Genomic DNA, 24,213 nt, shown 5'->3' with positions numbered 1-24,213 from the left:
TCCTTCAGATAACAGGATACTAAAACCGCACCAGCGCCAGAGATATGATACCCATTCCGTAGCCGGGGGACGCCTTCATTCCGACGCCTGCAGTCGGCTCTGGCAGAACCTACGTCTAGTACAACTCGGCAGCGATGGAAAAGTTTGGAAAGAGGGGTGGGGGTGGGGGTGGTGGCACCCAAAATGGGTGCGCTTATAGATAGACTCGTCAGACTAAAGAACCTTCCGGAGTTCTAACTTTGTCCTGCCCCTATCGATGCATGAATTATCAGCACTTATCGACAAACAGTCAGAACCCGGGATATCTTCGGTCGGCGGTAACACATATGTAGGTCCATACCGAAGTACACACGTGACAACGGTCGCTCCTGACGGACCGGAGACGCCGGATACGCCAGCGGTTCGACGCGCCGTCCGTGCGGATCTCATCGAGGTCCACCGCATCGAGCAGGCGTCATTTCCACAGCCATGGCCGTTTTCTGCACTGGAGAGCTATCTCGGCGAAACGGGGTTTCTCGTCGCCGAAACCGGTAACGACGACGACGACCCGCCCGCTGTCGCAGGCTACGTCATCGCGGATACGGTGCCGAACCACGGTACCCCGCTCGGTCACATCAAGGACCTCGCGGTTCGGCCGGCGTACCGACGGCAGGGGGTTGCGAGCGCGCTGTTGCGGCGTGCGATGGAGGTCATCGACGAGACCGGTGCCGGCTCGGTCAAGCTGGAGGTCCGGGCCGACAATGGCGGCGCGCGAAAGCTCTACCGGCGCTTCGGGTTCGAACACCGCAAGACGATTCCGAACTACTACAGCAACGGCGAGGACGCCTTGGTAATGGTCTGTCTGCTGTAGGCGCTTGCCTCACTCCGCGGTCCGTATACTCAGATGCAGTCCCGGCGAAGAGCGGGAGCGCCGGTCTGAAACGACGACCGCTTCGAGACCCCGACTACATATACGGCTCCGCATCCACGCTTTGCACACCAATGGGATACGCCTGTCCAGTGTGTGACGACCCGCAAGCCGATGACGTGCATCTGGCGAACCACCTCGCGTTTACCGCGATGACCGGCGGCGATGATCATGAAGCGTGGCTTGACGACCGCGTCCCCGACTGGGGCCAACTCGGCGAGGACGAACTGTCCACCGAAGTCGTCGAATACGCTGAGGAGACGGAGTTCCCACAGGTGTTCGAGGATACCGTCGACCGCAGCGATGGGCATAGCCACGACCACGCGCACGGACACGGCCACGGCGACCTCCCGCAGGGCGCGGACCGCCACCGGGGATCGAACGCGCTCAGCGACCACGACAGCGAGGTGCTGGCCGAGGCCCGGGACCTGACGCGGGAGATGCTACGCGATAGCGACGACGAGAACGATGCGGACGCCACTGATAGTGACACGTCGGCATCCGACGCTGGCGACGAGGCTGGCGCGACCGGAGACGAAACCGAATAGTCCCGCCGGCAGCAACAGGACGTATGGACACTGAGGGGCAGTTCGCGCCGGTATCGGCAGCCGAGGCCCGCGAGCGCTACGACGCGTTCGGGCCGACGGCACAGGTCGTCGTCAAGGAAGTCGCGAAGGCGATGGGTCTCGACCCGGAGACCTACGAGGAGCGAGTCACCAGCGAGGTCGTCGAAACCGCTCGCGACGTGCTGTTCGCAGAATCGCTCGCGGTTCAGGTCGGCTCGATGGCGGAGTTCGAAGAGTGGCGCGAAGACACCGACTGTGAGGTGACGCTAGTCGGCGCGGAGAACGTCGACAACGTTGTCTGGCACGCCGCGCCCTTCGCGGAGCAGGCCGTCGCGGCGACGTTTCAGGACGAACGTCGCGCTGCTGTCGGGACGCTCCGTCGCCAGGCCTTCGGCCGCATCTACCGCGAGGTCATCTGATGCGCCCGGTCACACGGAACACCCTGCTCGGTATCATCGCCGTCGTCGTGCTGTTGCTGGCGCTGGGTGCGCTGCCGGGCCTCCTCAAGAGCGGGGACCCTTACTACGCCGTTGCTACGCCGACCGACGGCGAGTACAGCGTCGACAACGGCACGGCAATCAACTGGAGCAGCCAGTCTGAGCGACGCTTCCCGTACACGAGCGAGGCGCTGGCCGACGCATCTCCGTCGGCGACCGGGCAATCCGAGCCGTACTGGCGCGGGCCGCTCGGGTTCAAGGGTGCGTTCACTCATTCGCCGTTCGACGAGCGAGACGCGCTTAGCCAGCAGTATGACGGGGCTGTAACCGACGACGGCGTCATCGTCAGGCACAACGGCACGTTTTACCACGTCGCGGTCCGACAGGACGTATGACCCGCGAACCGGACCACAAGTGGCCAATCGTCGAGAGCCAACGCGAGTACGAGACCGGCTGGTACACCGGCGGTTACGACCGAGTTCGCCAGCCCGACGGCTCCGAGAAGGACTACTACTGGGCCGAACTCCCTGATGCGGCCGTCGTGGTCGCCACGACCGGCGACGAACTCGTCATGGTCGACCAGTATCGCCCGACCATTCGTGAGCAGTGCCTCGAACTCCCGGCCGGCATCGTCGAAGACGACGAATCCTACACGGCCGCCGGTGCGCGCGAACTCCGCGAGGAGACCGGCTTCGAGGCCGCCGGCGTTTCACTTATCGAAGAGTTCTCGTGTTCGACCGGCGTGCTCCGGCACCGCCGTGGCATCGTCTTCGCTGAGGGCCTCGAACCGGTCGACCGGGAACTTGACGACAACGAGTTCCTCTCGGTGACGACAGTTCCCATCGACGAGGCACTGGCGGTCGCCCGTCGCGAGCCAGCTAACGATGCGACCATCGAAGGCATCCTGCTGGCACAGGCTGATGGATTGCTGTAGCCGGTGAAGGTTTAGGTATCGCCCGCTAGCGGCTGGATATGGACGGCGAAATCGACGCCGACGAGCTACGGTCGAAACTCGACGAGGAGACGGTCCGGGTAGTCGATATCCGCTCACCCGGCGCGTTCGAGCGAGGCCACATCCCCGAGAGCGAGAACGTCCCGTTCCCGTCGCTCGTCGATGAAGTCGAACGGTTCGAAGGCGACGACGAGGTCGTGACAGTGTGTCCGAAAGGCAAATCCAGTGTGCAGGCCGCCCGGCTCATCGCGTCGTACGAAGGGTTTGATGGTGACGTTGTAAGCTTTGCACCGGGGCTGAACGGCTGGGACGGCCCGCTGGAGCGTGCCGAAGATGAGGAGACGCCGGCAGACACTGCAGCTGCTGACAGAGATTCCGACGAAGGCCCTGCTGCACCGTTTTAGTCGCTGTTCGGAGTTGAAATGGTGGCTCAGGAAAAGTCCATCGTCACAAGGGGCTCAGCGGGGGTAACATCTCGTCATCGCCACCAGCAGGTCGTAGTTCCCCACTCGGGAAAAGTGCATCCGTTGCGGACGACATGGACGGACCGGGCTGACAGTACCTGTCGCTGGCAGGGACATTGCTGCTCGGAGCGAATCGCACCACTGTGGATTCCGACGGTAGCGGTACGACGGTCTATATAGCGAACATATAAAATACCTATACGACGACAGCAAACACTCCGGCTGAGTGTCCGTGTCTACCACCGAGACAAGCCAGCCGCGGATCGAGCAGGCGCTCGCTGTCGTTCAGCGAGAGATCGACTGTATCGAGGCTGAACTGGCGGCGCTCAGGCGTTTTCGGACCCAGATGGTATCTATTGAGCCGACGGCCCAATCCGCGGGTACCGTTGACACCTCCGGGGGTGGGATGTCGGCATTCAGTGCCCGGCAGCCGAAACCCGATACTAGCCTGCGTGCTGTCCGGGAAGCCTACCGCGAGACGGTCATGGCTGTACCACATTTCGAAGCCGAGTACGACGACTCGCTAGAAGCGAATATGTCGATGGAGTTCGGCCCGGAACTCGGCACGCAGATCGCCACGGGAACGCGCTTGACGGCGCAGTTGTACGAGGCACTGTTGACTGCAAGCGAGGGGGCGCGCGACGAACGTGAAATGTTGCTCCCGGCGCTCGAACGCGAACGGGAGTCATTACAGTCGGTGCAAGCGACGCTTGATGACTGCGAACGCCGTGCAGCTGCACTCGGTGCGAACGCACGCCGCACAACCGACCCGGCGCGGCTCGACACCATCGACGACCAGCTTGCTGAAATTGAAGCTAACTGTGAGGCGGCGGCAGCGACCCGCCAACAGCAACTCCACAGCCGGTCGGCCGCCGCTCTCTCCGGTGTTGACGGGACCAGTCTCGTTCGGTATCTCTACGACGGCTGTCCGGTGACGTGCCCGGCGCTTGTTGACACCGTCACGTGCCTCGATACGATCAGGCGGCATCGTCGTCACTGTATCGTTTCGACAAGCTAAGGTCGCAGGACGGCTCTCTAGTTTTTGCCGTGCCGGGTGGTCAGGACTGCGGTCGAGGCGCGGCCTTCTGGAGGGCGCTTTCGGCAATGTTGCCGCCGTAGTCGGCGGTCCGGGACAGGGAGTCGACGATTAGGCCCAGAACCTGAGCGCTCTGTGGGTCGAACTCGCGGATCTGGCCATCGACTTCGCGGGCAGTCTCGTCGACATCGGGGATCTGGCTACGGGCTCCGTTTGCCAGTTCGACGGCCTCGTCGGAGTCTTCGGTCAACAGGGCGTCCATCGCAGTCTCGGGGACTGCAATGGCCTCGGCTTCCAGCTGATCGAGAAGCTCGGCTGTTTCGCCGGTGATCTCCCCGATTTCCTGGGAGAGGCTGGCGATCTTCGTCGCGTGGTCGGCAATACGCTCTAGCTGGCGGGCGCTGGACTGGAAGTCGAAGACGGTCTCGCGCGGGAAGCCGATCTCGTTAGCTGCCGTTGGGTTTCGGAGGACGGTGCGGAACACGCGCGAAACCATGTACCAGAGGCGGTCCACGTCGTCGTCGCGTTGCATCACGTCCGCCGCGAGGTCGTCGTCGTCCTCGATGAGCGCTTCGACAGCGTCGGAGAGCATTGTCAACGAGACCAGCCGCATACGCGTGATCGCGTTGTGGACAGACAGCTCCGAGGAATCCAGCAGGTCCTGCAGGACGACCCGGTCGGTCGTTTCCTCAATCATCTCCAGACCGACCAGCCCCTGTGTCGCATCACGGATGATGCGTCGCTGTTCGGCCGTTATCCGAGTCGCTTCGAGCTGGATGATGTCGAAGCCACTGACGTACATCGTCATCACCGCTCGCGTGAGTTCGTGCCTGTTTTCGAGTCCCTCCACGTCGAGACTCCCTTCTACGCGGCCGTTGTCCCGCTGTGGAGCGAGCAGCAGCAGGTCCCGCTCAGCGTGGAATTCGACGACGCTGCCCGCGCTCACGTCGTTTTCTGTCGCCCACTCTTTGGGTAGTGAGACGGTGTATGTCGACCCGCCCGTCACCTGGACCTTGCGTGTCTCCATGTGACTGACACTCGTTCATGCGATGATATAAATCCACTCATATCTATATACTGTATTGGAGTTCTAATATTTGGGGACATATTCGCCGGCTGGCCGCCGACTCTCCGGCAATTTTTGCTGGCAGTGGCGGCGAAGACGGCTAATACGCCGAGATACATAATTATCCTTCATATTCGACGTATTTGGGTACTTGGAGGCCTAAATAAGACGAATAAGCTATTATATTCACACCTGTTTGCGAGTGTTTGTCATACTAATTCTATATAGTAGTAACCCAATAGATATAGCTATCTTAGCAGATTACTTATTAGCTGTCCTGTTGGCTTCTGTTGATGGCGCACGACTCAAACGGGCTGTCAGAGTTTGTATCGCGGCGGAAATTCATCGCAACGACAGGTGCGACCAGTATCGCTGCGATCGCTGGCTGCTCCAGTGGGAGCAGTGACTCCGGGTCAGACGGAAGTTCCGGCGGCAGTGAGGACACCGAAGCGCCGGCGACAGAGATGGACGCAACCGAAATGGACGCGACCGAAGAGGGTGGCTCCAGCGACACCAGTGCACTCGAGTCCGGCGGCTCCTCGACGGTGTACCCCATCGCCAACACTGCGGCCTCGTACTGGAACGCCAACCGACCGGCAAGTGACAGCGAGTACTGGCCCCACGGCGAGTACGACATCGACACCGACCAGAATCTCGCTGACTACTGGGCGGGTCTCTACGGGTTCGAAGCCGGCGGCGAGGACGGCCCGCCGTTCCAGTTCACGGTCGGTCTTTCCCACTCCGGCACCGGTGTCGAGAAGGTCATGAACGGCCAGAACGACATGGGCAACTCCTCCGGGAACGTCGAGGACGAACTCCCGGACCGGGACTCTTACGACCAGTTCATCGACCACGTCGTCGGCGTGGACGGCCAGCCACTGGTCGTCTCCCAGGAGATCGCCGACGCCGGCGTCGAGCAGATCACCGGCGACCAGCTCAAAAGCCTCTACAAAGGTGAACTCACCAACTGGAGCGAACTCGGTGGTCCGGACCGCGAAATTCAGGTGCTGGGCCGCGTCAAGGGCTCCGGGACGCGAACCTCCTTCGTCTCCAACGTCTTTGGCAACCCCGAGGAAGACACCAGCGTCGCCAACCGTTATGGCCAGAACCAGCGCCTCGCACAGGCTATCGCACAGGCCGACAACGCTATCAGCTACCTCGCGCTGGCGTTTATCGACACGGACGGCCTGGCCCCCGTCGGGCTGGAGTGGGAAGGGACGACCTACAGCTATCAGGACGACGAGAACGGCCTCGACTCAACGGCATACCCCCTCTCGCGTGACCTTCACATGTACACGTGGGAAGGCACCTCGAAAAAAGAGGCCGCGGTCATCAACATGATCCTGTCTGACTTCGGTCAGGACACCTTCGTCGCGCCGAACAACTACTTCAAGCTCGGCGCACGCCGCCGCGAGGAAGAGCGCGCCAAGCTCCCCGACCAGGTGTAATCGCCCACGGCTCGGACCACATCTGACAGTTATCGGCCGTGTCGGTCGATTTTCCATACTATGACAGAGGATATACCTACAACGGAGGGCGAGGCGGTGTCGGGCGGGGACAGAGTCGACGGGTCGACGCTCGCCGTCGTCACGATAGCGACGACGCTGGTGGCGACGATTCTTGTCTTCCTGTTTCGGCCGGCGCTGGCGTTGCCCATGCTGCTGGCATTCGTGTTTGTCACGGCGGTCGGCTGGGTCACCTATCAGGCTGAGGTTGCACGCCTACTCACGCTGGTTGCGACGGTGCTAACGGTGTTGACCGTCGCGTTCATCACGTTCTTCCTGTTCGCAAGCGCACTGCCAGCGTTTCTCGAACGTGGACTTGGACTGCTGTTGATCCCGGAACAGGGCGGGAACGCTCGCTGGTTCTTCTGGCTCGAATCCGTGCTGCCGTCGGACTCGACCTACTGGAACCCCCTTAGCGGGGCGTACTCGCTGATACCGATGATATGGGCGACAGTGGTCGTAACCATCATCGCGGGTGCGGTTGCGGGGCCGCTTGGCCTGTTCGGCGCGCTGTTCATCGCCGAGGTCGCCAGCGACCGCCTGCGGGAACTGATCAAGCCCGGCGTGGAGATTCTGGCCGGCATCCCCTCCATCGTCTACGGGTTCATCGGCTTTCAGGTGCTGAACGGCTTCATTCAGACGAACTTCCTCGATGACGGGGCGAGCTTCCTCATCGCGGGGATCGTCGTGGGCGTGATGGCGCTCCCGACAGTCGTCTCCGTCGGCGAGGACGCTCTCTCCAGTGTCCCCCAGTCGATGGGTGACGGCTCCGTCGCCATGGGCGCGACCGAGTGGCAGACAATGAAGAGCATCTCCATCCCGGCGGCGTTCTCGGGCATCTCCGCGGCCGTCATTCTCGGCCTGGGTCGAGCCATCGGCGAGACGATGGCCGTCGCCGCGATCATGGCCTCGGGGACACAGTTCGCCGACCCACTGTTCGACATCTTCGACGCGAACGCGACGCTGACCAGCCTGATCGCGACCCAGTACGGGAGCGCATCCGAGAGCACCGTCGACGTGCTGTTCGTCGCCGGCGTCATGCTGTTCGTCATCGTCGCCGGGATGAGCATCGTCTCGCAGTACATCGAGCGGCGTATGCAGCGGAAACTGAAGGGGCAACAATGAGTGACGCCTACGCGACTACGGACCGACTCGTCAGTGCGGACTCGAACAGCTACGACCGGGGACTGGATACGGCGATCGCACTGAGCGTCGTCGGCTTCACGCTCGGACTCATCACGCTGGTGAATCTGGTCCCGCCCGGTGCCAGTGGCAGTGCCCTCACCACGGCGCTCGGGACGCTACTTGCTGTCGTCGTCGGCGCGGTCGGGATCACCGGCCTCGCCTCCTACACCAACGTCGTCCCGGTCACCTCACAGCGAGTGCGCGGCATCGGGCTGGGCCTCGTCGTTTCGACGCTTGCGCTGACCGCGCTTGCCGCGGTCCTTCCCGTGACGATGGCGACGCTGCTTGGAACCGTGTTGCTGGCCGAAGCGCTGGCGATCACTGCCGCCGGTGTCTCCTCCCGACTCGAACTCGTGGACACGGAACCGAACATGAGCGCCGGGCTGCTCTCCGGCGGCGCGCTCGGCGCGGTCGGCCTTGCTATGGGGGCTGCCATCGGCGGTGCACTCACCAGTGCCGGCTCACTTCTGTGGCTCGTCGGGGCTGTCGTCGCCGGCGTCGGGCTGTTCCTGCTGGCAATTCTCCCTCGCGAGGACCTCGGTTCGACGCTCCCGACAGCCATCGTGGTCGGCGCGCTCGGGCTGACAATCGTAACCGGCACCATCGGCGTCGGCTGGCAGTGGAACCCGCAGACCCTCTCCGGTGGCTTCACCGGCGGCGCGGTCATCCCCGTGTTCCTTCTGGTCGGGACGCTCCTGTCGGCCTGGTCGGCCGCCAAGTGCCGGGCCGGATTCGGCGCTCGGGGCCGGGAGTACGGGGCCTTCCTCGTCATCAACCTCAACGCCTTCCTGATGGTGGCCGTGATGGCGACAATCGTCGTGTTCGTGACCGTCAAAGGCGTCGGCTACGCCTTCCACGGGCTCTCGGTCGGTGCGCTGACCGCGCTGGTCCTCCTGACGCCAGCCCTTCTCGCCGCGGTCCAGTTCGCTCGCACACCTGCGGGCACGAATGACTGGAACAGCGGCGCTCGACAGCTATTCCGCGTCCTCCCACTGGCGGCAGTCGGCGCGCTTGCCGCGACGGTTGCGAGCGTCCTCGTCACTGGGTCCCCGCTACGCTACTCCTATGCCTACACTGTTCAGGTCAACCGACAGGGACAGGCACTCGATACGGCATTCGCGGTGACCCCTGACACGACAATCGGAACGCTACTGCTGTTCGCGCCGGCGGCGCTGCTCGCAGTCACCTTCTTCCGTTCGTTCGGTTCGCTCCGAAAGGTCGGGACACAGTCCGAGCGGGCCGGCTCGATTCGACAGGCCGTCCCGACCGCGGTTCTCGCGCTCGTCGTCCTCACCGGCTTCTTCCTCGTTTTCGGCCCCGCTCCGTTCGGCCTGCCGCTCGGCGAGACGCTCGGCTTCGCCGCCGTCGCCGCCGGGTCGGTCGCCGCGGGCGGTCTCGCAGTCTACCCGCTTGTCGGCGTGCTCACAAGCGACGGGCCGACGCTCGCGGACAGCGCACAGTCCGAGGCGCCGCTGTTCACGCTGGGTGTGTTCGGCGGACTCGGGCTGTTGCTGGCCGCGCTGTTGCTCCAGCCAGTCGCCGGCATCAATCCACTGGTCGGCCCGGTGAACCTTGTGCCGGCAATCGCACTCGGGGCCGCGGTGGCCTCGCTCGCACTGGCGACGCTCACGACCGTCGCAAAGCGGTCCAGCGAAGAGACGATCACCCGCCGGCTCCTGACCGAGGAGACGCGACTTGGACTTGTCGGCACGGCCGGCTTCACCGCGCTGGTGGGCCTGCACGTGGCCGTTACCGGCACGTCATTCAATGTTCTCGGCGTCTCCATTGCCAACGAGGGGAGCCTCTCGTGGCCGATGGTGATGCAGGCCTACATCCCGCTGGGGGCCGAGCCCGGCGGTATCATGCCTGCCATCATCGGCACGGTGTGGCTGGTCATCGGCGCGACGCTGTTCGCCGTCCCGCTGGGCGTCGGTGCGGCGGTGTTCCTCACCGAGTACGCCGAGCAGGGCCAGTTCACCGCACTCGTCGAGATCGCGACGAACGCGCTCTGGTCCACGCCGAGCATCGTCTTCGGCCTGTTCGGGGCCGCGTTCCTGATTCCGCGGCTGGGCGGCGACGAGTCCCTGCTGGCCGGGATGCTGGTGCTCGGGTTCATGCTCTTGCCGCTGGTGCTTATCACCTCGCGGGAGTCGATCAAGGCCGTCCCCGACGAGTATCGTGACGCCAGCGCAGCGCTGGGTGTGACCCAGTGGGAGACCATCAAGAGTGTCGTCCTGCCGGCGGCGATGCCGGGCGTCATCACCGGTGTCATCCTCGGCGTCGGCCGCATCGCCGGCGAGACTGCTCCGCTCATTCTCGTCCTCGGGTCGACGCTGAACGCGACGGCTGCCGTCGATGTCATCGGCGGCTTCCGCTTCGTATCGGGGCCGCCGTTCATCGCCAACGACGCCTTGCTGACGGCCTCAGCGTCGCTACCGACGCAGGTGTGGGCCGTTATCGCGGCCGGGGTGTCTGGGTCGCCACAGATGGGGTGGGCGACGGCGTTTATCCTGCTGATGGTTGTTCTGACGTTCTACGCGGTCGGTATCACGGCGCGGACGTACTTCCGGAGGAAACTCAACTATGAGTGATAGCATCAACACGGAGCCGAGCACGGACACGCAAACGAACGGCGAACGGACGGTCGAAACCACATCGCCGAGCGCTGAGACGACGGCCGGTGAGAGCGAGGAGCAAGTCCGCGACGAGTGGCGGCACTACGAGTTCGACGGCGACACGAAGCTCTCGGTCGAGAACCTCGACGTGTGGTACGGCGACGACCACGCCCTCAAGGACGTCTCGATGGAGATCCCGGAAAACAGCGTCACGGCACTCATCGGCCCGTCGGGCTGTGGCAAGTCGACGTATCTGCGGTGCCTGAACCGCATGAACGACCGCATCAAGGCCGCCCGCATCGACGGCTCGGTCGAGCTGGAGGGCACCGAAATTTACGACCCTAACGCCAACCTCGTCGAACTGCGCAAACGTATCGGAATGGTGTTCCAGTCGCCGAACCCGTTCCCGAAATCCATCCGGGAGAACATTTCCTACGGTCCCCGCAAGCACGGCGACATCAACAAGGGCCTGCTCGCACGTCTGTTCGGCCGCGACGACACGGAACAGGAGGGCGAACTCGTTGAGCGGTCGCTGAAACAGGCTGCCCTGTGGGAGGAGGTCAGCGACCGCCTCGACGACAACGCGCTCGGTCTCTCGGGCGGCCAGCAACAGCGGCTCTGTATTGCCCGTTGTCTGGCTGTCGACCCTGAGGTCATCTTGATGGACGAGCCGGCGTCGGCGCTTGACCCCATTGCAACGTCGAAAATCGAGGACCTCGTCGAGGAACTGTCGAAGGACTACACCGTCGTCATCGTCACCCACAATATGCAGCAGGCGGCCCGCATCTCAGACCAGACTGCCGTGTTCCTCACCGGTGGCGAACTCGTCGAGTACGACGACACGGACAAGATCTTCGAGAACCCCGAGAGCCAGCGTGTCGAGGACTACATCACCGGCAAGTTCGGGTAACTATGTCACGCGAGTCGTACCAGCAACTGCTGGACGAACTCCGGGAGCACGTGGTCGAGATGGGCGACCTCGTCGTCGAGCGGCTCGAAGCGGCGCTCACTGCGCTCCGGACCGTCGACCGGGAGATGGCGCAGTCTGTCATCGACAGCGACGACGAAATAAACGAGTTGTATCTGGCCCTCGAAGCCGACTGTATCGACCTCTTTGCCCTCCAGCAGCCGGTCGCGACCGACCTCCGCTTTGTCGCCGCCTCGTTCAAGATTATCACCGACCTCGAACGCATCGCGGACCTCGCCACGAACCTCGCAGCGTACGCACAATCTGCCGACCGTCGACTCGCTCCCGAGGTCGACGTCGACACGATCGGCCGCGAAGCCACTGAGATGGTCGAGCGCAGTATCGATGCCTATCGGCGTGAAGACGTCGAGGAATGCCGCGCTATCGCGGCTGACGACGACGCGCTCGACGCGCTCTGCCAGCGGGCCAGCGAGACCGTCGCTCGGGACCTCATCGAACGAGAGGCCGACGGCGACGACGGCTGGGCGGTTGAGCAGTTGCTTGATGATGTGTCCCGACTCCTGCTGACGGTTCGAGACCTCGAACGCGTTGGCGACCACGCGGTCAACATCGCGGCACGCACGCTGTACATGGTCGAAACCGACTCCGAACTCATCTACTAAGCATGGAAACCCGAAAGATACAGACCGTCGGCGGCGGGACGTACACGGTTTCACTACCGAAAGAGTGGGCCGAATCGGAGAACTGTACGGCCGGAACGACGGTGAACCTCCACACGCACATCGACGGGCTACTCGTGATTCAGACACCCGAGTCCCGGACCACGCCGCGGAACCGCGTCACCCTGGAGGTCGGAAACGACGACCCGGCGGAAATCGAGCAGTTGTTGCGAGCGGCCTACGCTGCCGGGGTCGAGTCCGTCGTTCTTGAACTCCCCGACGGCTACAGCGACGCGCAACACCGGGCCATCGAACGCGTCACCCGAAACCTGACTGGCGTAACCATCGCCGAGGAGACTGAAACACACGTGACGGTCCAGACGTTGCTCGACGCCAGCGAGGTGTCGGTCCGGCAGTCGGTTCGCCAGCTCCAGTTCGTCGCTCTGTCGATGCACCGGGATGCGATGGCTGCCCTCACAACCGGGACGACCAGCGACCGGTGGGGTGACCGTGACGAGCAGGCCGACCGACTGCACGCCATGATCGACCGCTATTTCGAGCGGGGCCTGGCACGGCTTGATGAGATCGATGCGCTCGGGCTGACGCGTCCGGAACTGTTCACCCTTTGGGGGACCGCGAACGAACTCGAACGCGTGGCTGACCACGCCGAACGCATCGGCACCATCGCCGACCAGCTCGACGGCCAGCCAACCGGTTCCATCGTCACAGCCCTCGAAGATATCGCTCAGGACGTTCGCACCGTTGTTGAGGACGCTGTCCGTGTGATCATTGGCGACGCCTGTGTCGACACCGCCCGACAGACGCTGGCCACGCGCCGGGCCGTGCGCCAGCAGATAACGAGCCTTGACCGCCAGCTGTTCGAATCGGGCGACGCCGACTACCGGCTCACCCGCGCCCTCGATAGCCTCGCCAGAACAGCCGAGCACGGTGGCAACATCGCCGAGTTTGGTCTTCGGATGGCCGTCCGCGACGGCGCGCTCACCGCTTCCGAGGGCGGTACCGACGACGCGGACACGACGAGTTCAACAGCCGAAACAGAGTCCTGACCTAACGCACAGCACACAAGGGCCATCGGTTCCGACACTTGCTATGGTCGACTGGGACGTGTATCTCGTCACGCAGGCGTCGCTCTCGGCGGGCCGGACAACCGACGAAATCGTCGCGGAGGCGATCGAGAGCGGCGTCGGCGTCGTCCAGCTCCGCGAGAAGAACCGGACCGCACGCGAACGCTACGAACTCGGGCAGAAACTGCGAGAACTGACCCGCGAGGCCGACGTCACGTTCGTCGTTAACGACCGTATCGACCTCGCACAGGCCATCGACGCCGACGGAGTTCACCTCGGCGACGACGACCTCCCTGTTTCTGTTGCCCGGGATATCCTCGGTGACGATGCGGTCATCGGGCGCTCGGTCTCGACCGTCGAAGACGCCCGGGAAGCGGCGACGGCTGGTGCAGACTACCTTGGTGTCGGCGCGGTGTTTGCCACTGGCTCGAAAGACGACATCGACGATGAGGAGTACGCTGTTGGCACCGACCGCGTCGCCGCAATTGCCGAGGCAGTGGACATCCCCTTTGTCGGCATCGGTGGCATCACGGCCGGGAACGCCACTGCGGTCGTTGACGCCGGGGCCGACGGTGTAGCTGTTATCACCGAGATTACGAAGGCCGACGACCCGGCGGCGGCGGCTGAAGCGTTACACAGTGCCGTCGAGCAAGGACGATAGCACCGGCCAGCCCGTGGTAGCCGTCGGGCAGGGGCGATAGCACCGGTCTATCCGTGGTCACCGTCGAGACGGGCCGGTTCTGCGAGTGGTGCTCAGATACCGAGGAAGCCGGGCACGACGAGGGCTGCAACGACGATACAGAAAAACACGAGAATCGCGATCGAGCGCAAGACGCCGGCCAACTGCCGCCTGTGCTTTGGCAACGCCTCAGCAATGCCCGCTAATCCGGTTCCGACGACCATAGCGAGTAACCAGGTGGCCGCGGCAGAACCGTCGGTACTCCACGCGGACACGTAGAGACCGGCGAAGACAAGCGAACCAGCGAAGTGGATGAGTGCAATCCGTGGCCCGGACGGTTCGCTGAACACGGTGTTGCTGATACTGGAGGGCATCAGCGACGAAACGTATCCCAGAATTAATAAATTGCGGTGGGAGCCGCGACGGACGGCCTGTCGGGAGCCCGAGGCCGCTACGCCGACTGCTGCAGTTTTTCGCGCAACTGTCGCTCGGTGACGTGATACTTGAACGCCGGCGACCCGTCGACGAAGACGTAGGGCACGCGTTCGCCGTATTCCTCGCGGAGGTCAGGGTCCTCGTCGACGTCAACGAGGTCCAGTTCGATGGCGGCCCCCTCGTCGTCGGCGACCCGCTCGATTGTCCCGATGGCCTCCTCACAGAGATGGCAGTCCTCCCGCGTGTAGACGGTGATCGACACGTCGCTCATCACTGGAACACGGGGGCGACGGCATAAGACTCTCACTCTCTTGCCGGCGATGGGTTTCAGTGTCTCGCGCCCGTATCTGCGTCAATGACAGGCTGGACTATCGAAGATATGCCCCCGCTGAGGGACCGAACTGTGGTCGTGACTGGTGCGAACAGCGGGCTGGGACTCGAAGGCTCGAAGGCGTTCGCTCGCAGAGGTGCGACGGTAGTGATGGCCTGCCGGAGCGTCGAACGCGGTGAGTCGGCCGCCGCAGAGATCCGCGAGGCCGTTCCGAACGCGACACTCGATGTTCGAGAGTGTGATCTGGCCGACCTGTCGAACGTCGCGTCGTTCGCCGACGGCCTCCGGGCCGACTACGACGCTGTCGACATCCTCTGTAACAACGCCGGTGTCATGGCGATTCCGCGGAGCGAGACAGCCGACGGCTTCGAGACGCAGTTCGGTGTCAACCATCTGGGCCACTTCGCCCTGACCGGGCACCTGCTCGACTTGCTTGGGGCCGCTGACGGCGAATCCCGAATCGTCACGCAGTCCAGCGGCGCGCACGAGATGGGCGAAATCGACTTTGATGACCTCCAGCGTGAGCGCTCCTACGGGAAGTGGTCAGCCTACGGTCAGAGCAAGCTCGCAAACCTCCTCTTTGCCTACGAACTCCAGCGGCGGCTGGGCAACCACGGCTGGGACGACGTGCTAAGTGTCGCCTGCCATCCTGGGTACGCCGACACCGACCTCCAGTTCCGCGGGCCGCGGGAGATGGGGTCGACGCTGCGAACCGCGGCCATGGGCGTTGCCAACGCCGTCTTCGCCCAATCAGCCGAACAGGGCGCGCTGCCGATGCTGTACGCCGCCACCGCCGAGGATGTCATCGGCGGCGAGTACGTCGGTCCCGGCGGACTGTTCGACATGCGCGGCTCGCCCGAGTTCCAGCAGTCCAACGATGCGTCACAGGACGAGGAAACCGCCGAGCAGCTCTGGGCGGTCTCAACCGACCTCACCGGCGTGGAATACGATTTCGAGCGTACTTGAGGACGGTCGACGGTGCTGCCGCGACGCGAGCGGGACCGGCAATCCCCACTTTTTCCCCGCCAGACCGTGAACCCCGCCGGCACATGCAACCAGTCGAAGTCACAGTCAGGCTGCTTGCAGGACTCGCCCTGATCCTCGCCAACGGCTTCTTCGTCGCCATCGAGTTCGCACTGACGCGAGCCAGACAGTACTCCGAATCGGAGTTCGACGAACCCGGTCTCCGGCGTGCCTGGGAGATGACTGACGATCTGGAGATCTATCTCACCAGTTGTCAGGTCGGCATCACCGCCTCCAGCATCGCCGTCGGTATCATCGCCGAGCCGGCGCTTGCGGCCATCTTCGAGCCCTATTTCGAGTCGTCGGTTCTGGCCGGCGTCGGTGTCGGCGGTGCTATTGCGTTCCTCCTCATCAACCTCGTTCACCTCACCCACGGCGAGCAGACGCCAACCTATCTCGGTGTCGAGCGCGCAAAGTTCGTCTGTCGGTACGGCGCGACGCCGCTGTACTACTTCGCGTGGGTCATCTCGCCGATTATCAAAGTCGGCGACGGCGTCGCCAAGTGGACGCTCGGGCTGTTCGGTGTCGAAATGTCCGGCGCGTGGCTCGAAGCAGAAGTCGATAGCATCGAGTCCCGGGGCGAGCTGCGAAACGAACTCGGCTCCGTTCTGGACCGCGGCGACGTATCCGACGAGCGCCGCGAGGAGGTCCTCTCCGCGTTCCGCGTCGGCGACCGCGAAGTCAACGAGGTGATGGTCCCGCGGGAAGACATCGTTGCGCTGTCGCCTACCGACGACGATGCGACCAACGCCGAGCGGATCGCCGAAACGCCACACACCCGCTACCCACTCGTCGGTGAGGCGCTCGAAGAGTTCCTCGGCATCGTCTACATCCCTGCGCTCGTCGACGAGCGCGAGGAGCAGGCCGGCGACGGCGGCCTGCTTGACCGTATCGACCTCGAAGCCGTCGCCTCACCGCGGATGACGATGTCGCCGGACACAACCGTCAGCGACGCTATCGACCAGTTCCAGGCCGAGCGTCAGGAACTCGCATTCGTCCTTGAGGACGGCGACGTTGTCGGGCTGGTGACGGTCACAGACCTGCTCGAAGAGGTCGTCGGCGACATTCAGGACCCGATGGACGCCGAAGCTGGCGTTGACTGACGCTGAACACATTTTCGGGTCGACGACACCGAAACCTGAGGCGGCTATCGCGGCGGCGTGTAGAAGTTGACCGTCTCTAGGGGCTCGGGCCCGTCGTTTTCGATGCCGTGGCGTTCGCCGGCCTCGATGCGAATGAGGTCGCCGGCGTCAACGTGGTGGGTATCACCGTCGACAGTGACGGTGCCGGTACCGCTGACTACGAACAGCCACTGGTCGCTGTCAGCGTGGTAGTTCTCCGGCCCACCCACGGACCGGCCTGGCTCGATAGTCATCTCCGCAGCCTGTGCCTCCGCAGTCTCCATGGCGACTTCGAAGTAGCGGTCGAACCCGAGATGCGCCTGCTCCATACGTTTCGGTCCGTCTGTACGGTAGAATCGCTTTCGGGAGAGCGCACAGCAGGGACTCACTCACTGCTGGTGAGCCGCCCGACCCGCCCGCTGAGCCGGGCTGCGAGCCCCTCGAAATGGGCGGTGCTCCAGCCTGCGACGATGAGTGCGCCAATCGTATTGAACACGAGGTCGTTCACGATGTCGCTCGTTCCGTACTGGGCGAGGACCGCTTCGCCGCCGACCATCGACGCAATGCCACCGCTGGCGAACTCAAGGATCTCCCAGCCGACACCCACAGCGAGAACGAACAGGACGACGAAGGTCGCACGAAACTCCCTGTTGAAATCAACCGCCCTGGAGTGGCGTTCGACTGCTCGTGCGATCGCGTATCCCACGCCGGCCACGAGCGACGCCGAGACGGCGTGGGCCAGACTGTCGTACCAGCCAAACGCTTCGTACAGTTCGAACGCGCCGGCCGCGTGCAGCGTCGACGCCACCGTGATCCACAGCACAAGACCAGTGTTCATCCCGTAGCCGTACTCCCGGCGGAACAGCGCTGGCAGGAACGTTATCGCCAGCGGGCCGCCGCTGTTGACGAACAGCGTCACATTGCCCTGCGCAAGTGCGAATGCAGATAGTACACCGAGGACAGCCTGTAGCGCACGGGCAGCGATGCGATGGTGCGTGCCGTTTCCAGGAAGGGACGCGTCCGGCTGGTCAAACTCCGAGGCGTCAGCTCCTGAGACGCGCAGTCGGGCGATGCGTGTTGACCGCTCGAAATACAGTTCGAACACGACCCCAGCGACGAGACCGGCGGCTGCCGCAGTGACGAGGTCCCACATCAGCTCTGTCTGTCCATCGAGAAACGCGGTCCCCAGTAGCGTGTCGGCCGCATAGATACCGACCGCCCAGACGCCCGCGACGGCCATCGTCACAATGACGACGAACACCGTTGCGAACCGCGGCGTCATCGTCAGTGAGGTGCACGCATCAAGGACGACGGCCAGCAACAGTGCGACCCCGGCGATCACGAGAAACGGGGTGACCTGCGGGAAACCGCCAACCGCCCGGACGAGTACTGGAACCGCGACCAGTCCGAGTAACTCCGCGGGCACCGTCGTTTCGAGGTCCCGCGTGGCAAACGGAACCGTGACCGCGATAGCGACGAGGAGTGCCGTGAGCACTGCCCAATCGAAGTGGCCACCGGCCGCGAACCGTCCGACGCCCCCGATGAGAATTCCCGTTACCGCCCACGCGCCGAGCGCGTCGAGCCGGTGGGGACCGATAAGAGACTGTAGCGAACCCATCACTGCCGTGGATACAACACGAGTCGTAATCAAAGCACGGCGGTTCCTGCAACCCTTCTGGAATTTTTCGTCGTCGCGGCCTCTGTCACACGACTGACCGACGGCTGTCTGACGAGGATATATTTCGCTGGCGGTCAAACTCCCCGTAATCAATGGACGAAGCGTTTCTGGACCTCGAATCGGTTGCGGTCGAACTGGATGAGGAGTTGCTCGACGCGATTGATGACAAGGCGTTCGCCGACCATCGCGACAACCGGGACGCTGCGGTCCGCGACCTGCTTGACGAATGGCTGAAACAGCGTGCTGCCGAGGATGCGGACGAGAGTATCTGAGCGGGACTGCGGTCGCATATACAACCGCCTACTGAATGGCGACGGTTGCGCCTAACTCGGGCGCTGTCGCGTCGTAGCCGTCCTCGCGGAGCGTGGTTGCAAAGGCCTCACAGCGGTCGCCGTGGTTCACGAGTACCGGCGTGTCACGGTAGCTGTCGAGATACGCAAACAGCCCGTCTCGGTCGGCGTGTGCCGAAAAGTCGTACTGCTCGACCCGTGCGCTGACCGGCATAATCCGGCCGTCTATCTCGGCACTCCCCGTCTCTAGCAGGTCCCGTCCCGGCGTCCCCTCGACCTGATACCCGGTCATCGTGATCTTGTTCATCGGATTCCCGCGGATTTCCGGAATGTACGTCATCGCCGGGCCACCAGAGAGCATCCCGCTGGTGGTGACGATTGCCGCCTTCTGGTCGGTAATGCGCTTTCGCTGGCCGTCCTTCCCAGTGACGAACCGGGCGTGGGATTTCGCCCGCTGGAGCGCGTCCGCGTCGCGGACGAACTCGGGGTACTGCCCGAGCATCTCGGTCACCTGCTTCCCCATCCCGTCGACGTAACACGGGATGTCGTGTGCCTCGCAGACGAGCAGCATCTCCTGTGTTCGACCGATTGCGAAGGCGGGCACGACGACGGTCCCGCCCTCCCAGAGCGTCGTCTCGACGCTCTCGACGAACCGCCCCTCGACCGTTTCTCTGGGGTCGTGGTCGACATCGGAATAGGTGCTCTCACAGATGACCGCGTCCGCGTCCGGACGGGCCGTCGTCCCGGCCACGAGGCGCTGGTCGTCGGTGTGGAAATCGCCCGTGTACAGCAGTCTGGTGTCGCCATCGTCGACGAGCACGTGCGCGCTGCCCGGAATGTGGCCGGCGTTGTAGAAGGTGACCTCGTAGCCGGCAGCCTCGAACGACTCGCGGTAGCCGTGGGTCTCCGACACCTGTGTGACCCGTCTGACGTTGGTTTCGGTAAACGGACAGTTGACCGTTCCCCCGTGGAGTTTGAGCGTGTCCCGCGCGAGCGTCATCGCCAGTTCGTACGTCGGCGGTGTCCAGTGAATCGGTGGCCGCGCGTCGCCCGACACCAGCGCCGGGATGGTCCCGACGTGGTCGAGGTGGCCGTGCGAGACGACGACGGCGTCCGGCGACGGGGTCCGCACCGGGAACTGTGGCGGCGAGTCGGTCAGCATCCCGAAATCCAGTAGCAGCGACTCGTCGATGAGGACGGCGCTTCGACCGATCTCATCCGCCCCGCCGAGAAACTGCACATCCATTATCGAGACGAAAGCGGCCCGTCCGTTTCCGTTCGTCGGTTCTCACCGAATCATGTCGCCGACCGCTGAACAGACAGAATACGTTTGAACCAGAACACGACGATATCTGGACGCTCAGTGGCTATAAACTATCAAGGAGATGTTTTCGGATATGGTGTTGTGTACGGATAACACATCTACTGGGCAGTGTTATCACGCTAGCATAAACAATTATTATACTCGGGGCTCATTATCTATTTGTCATGGCGACACGCCAGCAATCCCCGACGACGTACCACACGTGCAGTTGCGGTGAGGAGTTTGACACAACGGAGGAACTCCTCGAACACGCACGAGAGGCACACGGGCTTAGCGTACACTGACTGGCGTCGCGTCGTTTTTCATACGCAGAAATACCGACAGCGACAGGTCAGGATGTCTTGTCGATGTCCTGTCGCACACTGAACCGCGCGTAGCCGCCGTGTGAGAGGTCAAGCGCACCCAGCCACCAGTTCCACCGCTCGGCGAGTTGATAATCGTCGGGCGCGTCCGCGAGGTTGTCGACGACATCCTCAACGGTCAGTTCCGCCCCGAAGTCGGTCACGAACTGGTCCGACTCCGAAAGGTCCCGTGCCTGTCTGGCGACGACCGTGACGATATCCGAGTTGGCGTCGAAAGCATCGCGAAGTTCCTGTTCGAGTTCCGTTCGGTCCACACCCGGGTGTAGGACCCGCATCTGACTTGAATGTACGGTTGGGCACACCGCTGTCTGTCGAGGTCGGCGACTGACTGTTCGGTGCGGAGCCCTGTCTCAGCGACGCTCTTGCTCTCGAACAACGCTACAAAAATCAGAAAGTAAGCCGTCACCGCTTCGATTCGAAGCTTCGTGCGCTGTCGCTTACTCAGCCTCGCCTGTTCCACGGGTCGCCTTTCGGGCTCCCCGTTCCACTACGAAGCGCACTCCTGCGCTTCGCCTGCTCGCGGGCACGGCCCGCTCACCCAACCGAGATTCTCCTAAAGTCGAATCTCGCGTCAGTCGTCCGCTTCGCCCTTCTCTATCGGCGCACCAACCAGATTGCCCCATTCGGTCCAGGAGCCGTCATAGTTGATGGTGTCGTCGTAGCCCAGCAGTTCGTGCAGGGCGAACCAGGCGACGGAGGAGCGCTCACCGATGCGGCAGTAGGCAACTGTCGTGGAGTCGCCGTCGATGCCGTACTCGGCGTAGAGCTCTTCGAGTTCGTCGTAGTCTTTGAACGTCCCGTCGTCGTTGGTGACGGCCGCCCAGGAGATGTTCTGTGCACCGGGCACGTGGCCGCCACGCTGTGCGGTCTCCTGCAGTCCAGGCGGTGCGAGGATTTCGCCGGAGAACTCTTCGGGCGAGCGAACGTCGACGAGCGGCAGTTCGCGCTCGATAGCGTTCTCGACGTCCTCTCGGTAGGCACGGATGGACTCGCGCGGGCCGGCGGCTTCGTAGTCGACTTCGGAGAACTCGGGCACTTCGTCGGTGAGTTCGTAGTCGTTCTCGACCCAGTACTCGCGGCCGCCGTCGAGGAGCTTCACGTCGTCGTGGCCGTAGTACTTGAACTGCCAATATGTGTAGGCGGCGAACCAGTTGGAGTTGTCACCGTAGAGAACGACTGTCGAGTCCTCGCTGATGCCGTGGGCACCGAGCAGGTCCTCGAAGTCGTCCTTGTCGAGGATGTCCCGCGTGGTCTGGTCCTGCAGGTCCGTCTCCCAGTTGAAGCCGATCGCGCCGGGCGCGTGGCTCTCGTCGTACAGTTCCGTGTCGACGTCCACCTCTACCAGTCGGTGGGCGGGGTCGTCGCTCTGGAACTCGTCCAGATGCTCGCTGACCCAGTCGGCCGAGACGAGCACGTCGTTAGCGTAGTCAGTCATAATGCATCGAAGCGTAAGTCTACCAGACATATATTACTACGACTTTCGGCATGTTCGGCCACTCATCCACCGTGTAGGCAGATGTTGCCCCTACTGTCACGTGTTGTTACCCGATACTTCGGCCGCCCAGCAGGGAGGGGCCATGGCGTGCCATGTCCGGATGTGAGTCAGGCCACTCTCTCGCGAGAGGCGGCAGCATTTGCATCCACCTTCGACCGGCTGTGATGGGAGTTTTCAAGCGGACGGAGCGGTAACGCGTGGATGATGACTGATTTCGTCTCTGCGGAGTGGGTGTCGAGTCGGGGCGACGACCTCCGGGTGGTCGACGTGCGGGACGCGTGGGAGTACGATGGCCTCGGGCACCTCCCGGGCGCGGTGAACGTGCCTTTCGATTCATTCCGGGCGGACGAACACGGCGCGGAGTCGGACGCTGGCGACGGAATGCTCCCCGACGAAGGCGACTGGGCGGAGCTACTCTCAGAGGCCGGCATTACGCCGGAGAGCGACATCGTCGCGTACGACGACCACCACGGCGTCTTCGCCGCGCGGTTTCTGGTCACTGCGGAACTGTTCGGCCACGACCCGGACCGGCTACATCTCCTCGACGGCGACTTCTCCAGTTGGCAACTCGAACGGGAGACGACGAGCGAGACGCCGACCGTCGAGCCAACTGACTACGAGGTGACGCGACCCGACTCGACGCCACTGGTCGGCCCGGACGCAGTCGCTGACGCCGCGGACGACCCCGACGCGGTGCTGGTCGATACTCGCGAGGACGAGGAGTATGATGCGGGCCACATCCCCGGTGCGGTGCTGCTGGACTGGCGAAACCTCGTTGACAACGAGACTCGTGGACTGCTTCCGCAAGACGAGGCGCTGTCCGTTCTCGAAGCCGCCGGCATCGTCCCCGGCAAACGCGTCGTCCTCTACTGTAACACTGCCCGTCGCATTAGCCACACCTACGTCGTCTTGCGGCATCTCGGCTTCGAGCAGGTGGATTTCTACGAAGGGAGCCTCACCGAATGGGAGGCACAGGGGCGGCCGCTGGAGACGAACTGAGGCGTCGTCGCAACTGCTGGTGCGGTCAACATTACGTCAGCCGCTGCTGGTCCCCCTGTCGCTCGCTGGTCAGCAGCGACGACAGTTCGACCAGCAGCGCGATAACGACCGGCCCGGCGATAAAGCCGATGACGCCAAGTGTTAACACGCCGCCGGTGAACCCGACGAAGTAGAGACTGGCCGGGAGCCCGGTCGTGTAGCGGGCCAGTTTCGGCCTGATGACCGCGTCGGGGAGGAAGCCGACGAAGACGAGGCCGAATACGGTCACCAGTACCGCCCCGGTGATGTTGCCGTTGATGATATCCGCGACAGCGATGGTAAGGACGACCACGCTGGGGCCGATGACGGGAACGAACTGCAGGATGCCGGCGACGACCGCCAGCGCGAACGCGCCCTGATAGCCCAGCAGCCAGAACACGACCCACGCCACGACGAAGGTCCCGAACGCCGTCGCCGCCTGAAGAACGTAAATCGCGTACAGCGTCCCCCGGAGTCGCTGATGGAGTCGGTTGACGACCTCGTGATACGACGCCGGCACTGTCCGATAGACGGCCTTTTTTGGTGCCTGTGGCCGCCAGAGCATCGCGTAAACAAGAATCGAAAACAGCACGGCTTTCAGCGCCAGCACAGGCGATTCGGCAGCGAGGTCGACCGCGACGGCCGTGAGCGTCTCTCGGGCGGCTATCAGCGTCGGCGCAATCTCGACCGGGTAGCTAAACTCACCGACTTCGAGGGTCACCATCGGCGGGAGTTGCTGGAAGAAGGTAAACAGGTCACGACGCCGGAGATACAGCACGGCCCCGAGCGGGACGACGATGAGCGTGCCGCTGACAAAGGCGATACCCGTCGTCACAGCCGCTGACAGTCGCTTGTTGAGCCCGTGGCGTCCGAGCCACTCCGAAACGGGGAAGAGCACGTATGCGACCGTGATTGCGAAGAATATTGTCGAGAGCACTCGCGCGAGCAGGACCGTCGTCAGGCAGCCGGTAAGAACGAGCAGGCCCGCGAGGACGTAGGTTCGTCGGCGTGTTACCACGCCCGCCCTTTTCCAGCGGTCGGTAAAAACGTTAC

At 63.4% G+C, this 24,213-nt stretch carries 27 protein-coding genes; 18 read left to right on the top strand and 9 right to left on the bottom strand.

Translation table 11 applies throughout. From position 1 onward, the window contains the following. Positions 1-352 precede the first annotated feature (352 nt). The 7 genes from rimI to RR_RS13570 all read left to right on the top strand — a co-directional run bounded on the left by rimI (position 353) and on the right by RR_RS13570 (position 4,344). Positions 353-850: a ribosomal protein S18-alanine N-acetyltransferase gene (gene rimI, locus RR_RS13600; protein WP_049938966.1), complete on the top strand. Its 498-nt coding sequence runs from the start codon at positions 353-355 to the stop codon at positions 848-850. Positions 851-981: 131 nt separating this feature from the next. Then, positions 982-1,455: a DUF5810 domain-containing protein gene (locus RR_RS13595; protein ID WP_007189290.1), complete on the top strand. Its 474-nt coding sequence runs from the start codon at positions 982-984 to the stop codon at positions 1,453-1,455. Between the two features lie 23 nt (positions 1,456-1,478). Next, positions 1,479-1,892 carry a DUF5809 family protein gene (locus RR_RS13590; protein ID WP_004958625.1) on the top strand — a complete coding sequence of 138 codons (414 nt, stop codon included), beginning with the start codon at positions 1,479-1,481 and terminating at the stop codon, positions 1,890-1,892. Next, complete coding sequence (locus tag RR_RS13585) at positions 1,892-2,305, top strand: hypothetical protein (protein WP_011224058.1); 414 nt, start codon at positions 1,892-1,894, stop codon at positions 2,303-2,305. The genes RR_RS13590 and RR_RS13585 overlap by 1 nt, the downstream gene beginning before the upstream one ends. Beyond that, positions 2,302-2,844 (top strand): NUDIX hydrolase, encoded by a 543-nt coding sequence (locus RR_RS13580; RefSeq protein ID WP_011224057.1) that lies wholly within the window; start codon positions 2,302-2,304, stop codon positions 2,842-2,844. The genes RR_RS13585 and RR_RS13580 overlap by 4 nt, the downstream gene beginning before the upstream one ends. Positions 2,845-2,882: 38 nt before the next feature. After that, positions 2,883-3,266, top strand: a complete 384-nt coding sequence (locus tag RR_RS13575) for a rhodanese-like domain-containing protein (RefSeq protein ID WP_011224056.1) — start codon at positions 2,883-2,885, stop codon at positions 3,264-3,266. 292 nt (positions 3,267-3,558) lie between these two features. Continuing rightward, a complete protein-coding gene (locus tag RR_RS13570) occupies positions 3,559-4,344 on the top strand; it encodes a DUF7260 family protein (RefSeq protein ID WP_049939175.1) in 786 nt (261 codons plus the stop codon). 40 nt (positions 4,345-4,384) lie between these two features. Here the strand turns inward: RR_RS13570 and RR_RS13565 are convergent, their stop codons facing one another. Then, entirely contained in the window at positions 4,385-5,389 is a 1,005-nt protein-coding gene (locus tag RR_RS13565) for a phosphate uptake regulator PhoU (RefSeq protein ID WP_004958590.1), read from the bottom strand. 332 nt (positions 5,390-5,721) lie between these two features. Between RR_RS13565 and RR_RS13560 the strand changes: the two genes are divergently transcribed. The 7 genes from RR_RS13560 to thiE are packed head-to-tail and all read left to right on the top strand — an operon-like array spanning position 5,722 to position 14,066. Then, complete coding sequence (locus tag RR_RS13560; protein WP_007189285.1) at positions 5,722-6,876, top strand: substrate-binding domain-containing protein; 1,155 nt, start codon at positions 5,722-5,724, stop codon at positions 6,874-6,876. Positions 6,877-6,936: 60 nt separating this feature from the next. Further along, a complete protein-coding gene (pstC, locus tag RR_RS13555; protein WP_004958585.1) occupies positions 6,937-8,058 on the top strand; it encodes a phosphate ABC transporter permease subunit PstC in 1,122 nt (373 codons plus the stop codon). Beyond that, entirely contained in the window at positions 8,055-10,709 is a 2,655-nt protein-coding gene (pstA, locus tag RR_RS13550; protein ID WP_011224054.1) for a phosphate ABC transporter permease PstA, read from the top strand. The genes pstC and pstA overlap by 4 nt, the downstream gene beginning before the upstream one ends. Next, a complete protein-coding gene (gene pstB, locus RR_RS13545) occupies positions 10,702-11,643 on the top strand; it encodes a phosphate ABC transporter ATP-binding protein PstB (RefSeq protein WP_004958581.1) in 942 nt (313 codons plus the stop codon). Before pstA ends, pstB begins: the two co-directional genes overlap by 8 nt. 2 nt (positions 11,644-11,645) lie before the next feature. Then, positions 11,646-12,323, top strand: coding sequence for a phosphate signaling complex protein PhoU (phoU, locus tag RR_RS13540; RefSeq protein ID WP_007189282.1), 678 nt, complete (start codon positions 11,646-11,648; stop codon positions 12,321-12,323). A 2-nt stretch (positions 12,324-12,325) separates the two neighbouring features. Beyond that, on the top strand, positions 12,326-13,387 hold the full coding sequence (locus RR_RS13535) for a phosphate uptake regulator PhoU (protein WP_011224053.1): 1,062 nt from the start codon (positions 12,326-12,328) through the stop codon (positions 13,385-13,387). Positions 13,388-13,430: 43 nt separating this feature from the next. Then, positions 13,431-14,066 (top strand): thiamine phosphate synthase, encoded by a 636-nt coding sequence (gene thiE, locus RR_RS13530; RefSeq protein ID WP_011224052.1) that lies wholly within the window; start codon positions 13,431-13,433, stop codon positions 14,064-14,066. Between the two features lie 92 nt (positions 14,067-14,158). Here the strand turns inward: thiE and RR_RS13525 are convergent, their stop codons facing one another. Together RR_RS13525 and RR_RS13520 are read right to left on the bottom strand one after the other, a co-directional pair. After that, the gene (locus tag RR_RS13525; RefSeq protein ID WP_011224051.1) at positions 14,159-14,458 is read right to left on the bottom strand and encodes a hypothetical protein; all 300 of its coding nucleotides are present in this window, start codon (positions 14,456-14,458) and stop codon (positions 14,159-14,161) included. Between the two features lie 77 nt (positions 14,459-14,535). Beyond that, entirely contained in the window at positions 14,536-14,790 is a 255-nt protein-coding gene (locus RR_RS13520) for a glutaredoxin family protein (protein ID WP_011224050.1), read from the bottom strand. Between the two features lie 84 nt (positions 14,791-14,874). On the opposite strand from RR_RS13520, the gene RR_RS13515 reads away from it, so the two are divergent. Next, on the top strand, positions 14,875-15,816 hold the full coding sequence (locus RR_RS13515; protein ID WP_011224049.1) for an oxidoreductase: 942 nt from the start codon (positions 14,875-14,877) through the stop codon (positions 15,814-15,816). A gap of 83 nt (positions 15,817-15,899) precedes the next feature. Then, complete coding sequence (locus tag RR_RS13510) at positions 15,900-16,976, top strand: CNNM domain-containing protein (protein WP_011224048.1); 1,077 nt, start codon at positions 15,900-15,902, stop codon at positions 16,974-16,976. Positions 16,977-17,020: 44 nt separating this feature from the next. On the opposite strand, the gene RR_RS13505 is transcribed toward RR_RS13510, so the two are convergent. Further along, complete coding sequence (locus RR_RS13505; protein WP_004958563.1) at positions 17,021-17,323, bottom strand: cupin domain-containing protein; 303 nt, start codon at positions 17,321-17,323, stop codon at positions 17,021-17,023. 56 nt (positions 17,324-17,379) lie between these two features. Further along, entirely contained in the window at positions 17,380-18,612 is a 1,233-nt protein-coding gene (locus RR_RS13500) for a hypothetical protein (protein ID WP_011224047.1), read from the bottom strand. Positions 18,613-18,764: 152 nt separating this feature from the next. Between RR_RS13500 and RR_RS13495 the strand changes: the two genes are divergently transcribed. Next, the gene (locus RR_RS13495) at positions 18,765-18,944 is read left to right on the top strand and encodes a ribbon-helix-helix protein, CopG family (RefSeq protein ID WP_004958557.1); all 180 of its coding nucleotides are present in this window, start codon (positions 18,765-18,767) and stop codon (positions 18,942-18,944) included. 28 nt (positions 18,945-18,972) lie between these two features. On the opposite strand, the gene RR_RS13490 is transcribed toward RR_RS13495, so the two are convergent. The 3 genes from RR_RS13490 to RR_RS13480 all read right to left on the bottom strand — a co-directional run bounded on the left by RR_RS13490 (position 18,973) and on the right by RR_RS13480 (position 22,083). Next, positions 18,973-20,208: an MBL fold metallo-hydrolase gene (locus RR_RS13490; protein ID WP_007189275.1), complete on the bottom strand. Its 1,236-nt coding sequence runs from the start codon at positions 20,206-20,208 to the stop codon at positions 18,973-18,975. A 409-nt stretch (positions 20,209-20,617) separates the two neighbouring features. Then, a complete protein-coding gene (locus RR_RS13485) occupies positions 20,618-20,923 on the bottom strand; it encodes a hypothetical protein (protein WP_004958552.1) in 306 nt (101 codons plus the stop codon). Positions 20,924-21,219: 296 nt separating this feature from the next. After that, positions 21,220-22,083 (bottom strand): sulfurtransferase, encoded by an 864-nt coding sequence (locus RR_RS13480; protein ID WP_049938965.1) that lies wholly within the window; start codon positions 22,081-22,083, stop codon positions 21,220-21,222. Positions 22,084-22,347: 264 nt separating this feature from the next. Between RR_RS13480 and RR_RS13475 the strand changes: the two genes are divergently transcribed. Beyond that, the gene (locus RR_RS13475) at positions 22,348-23,142 is read left to right on the top strand and encodes a sulfurtransferase (RefSeq protein WP_049939174.1); all 795 of its coding nucleotides are present in this window, start codon (positions 22,348-22,350) and stop codon (positions 23,140-23,142) included. A 31-nt stretch (positions 23,143-23,173) separates the two neighbouring features. Here RR_RS13475 and RR_RS13470 read toward each other — a convergent pair whose 3' ends face one another. Continuing rightward, positions 23,174-24,178, bottom strand: coding sequence for an AI-2E family transporter (locus RR_RS13470; RefSeq protein ID WP_004958520.1), 1,005 nt, complete (start codon positions 24,176-24,178; stop codon positions 23,174-23,176). Positions 24,179-24,213 lie beyond the last annotated feature (35 nt).

It is taken from the genome of Haloarcula marismortui ATCC 43049 (assembly GCF_000011085.1).
GTDB classification, from domain to species: domain Archaea; phylum Halobacteriota; class Halobacteria; order Halobacteriales; family Haloarculaceae; genus Haloarcula; species Haloarcula marismortui.
This window is presented reverse-complemented; position numbering and strand designations above follow the sequence as displayed.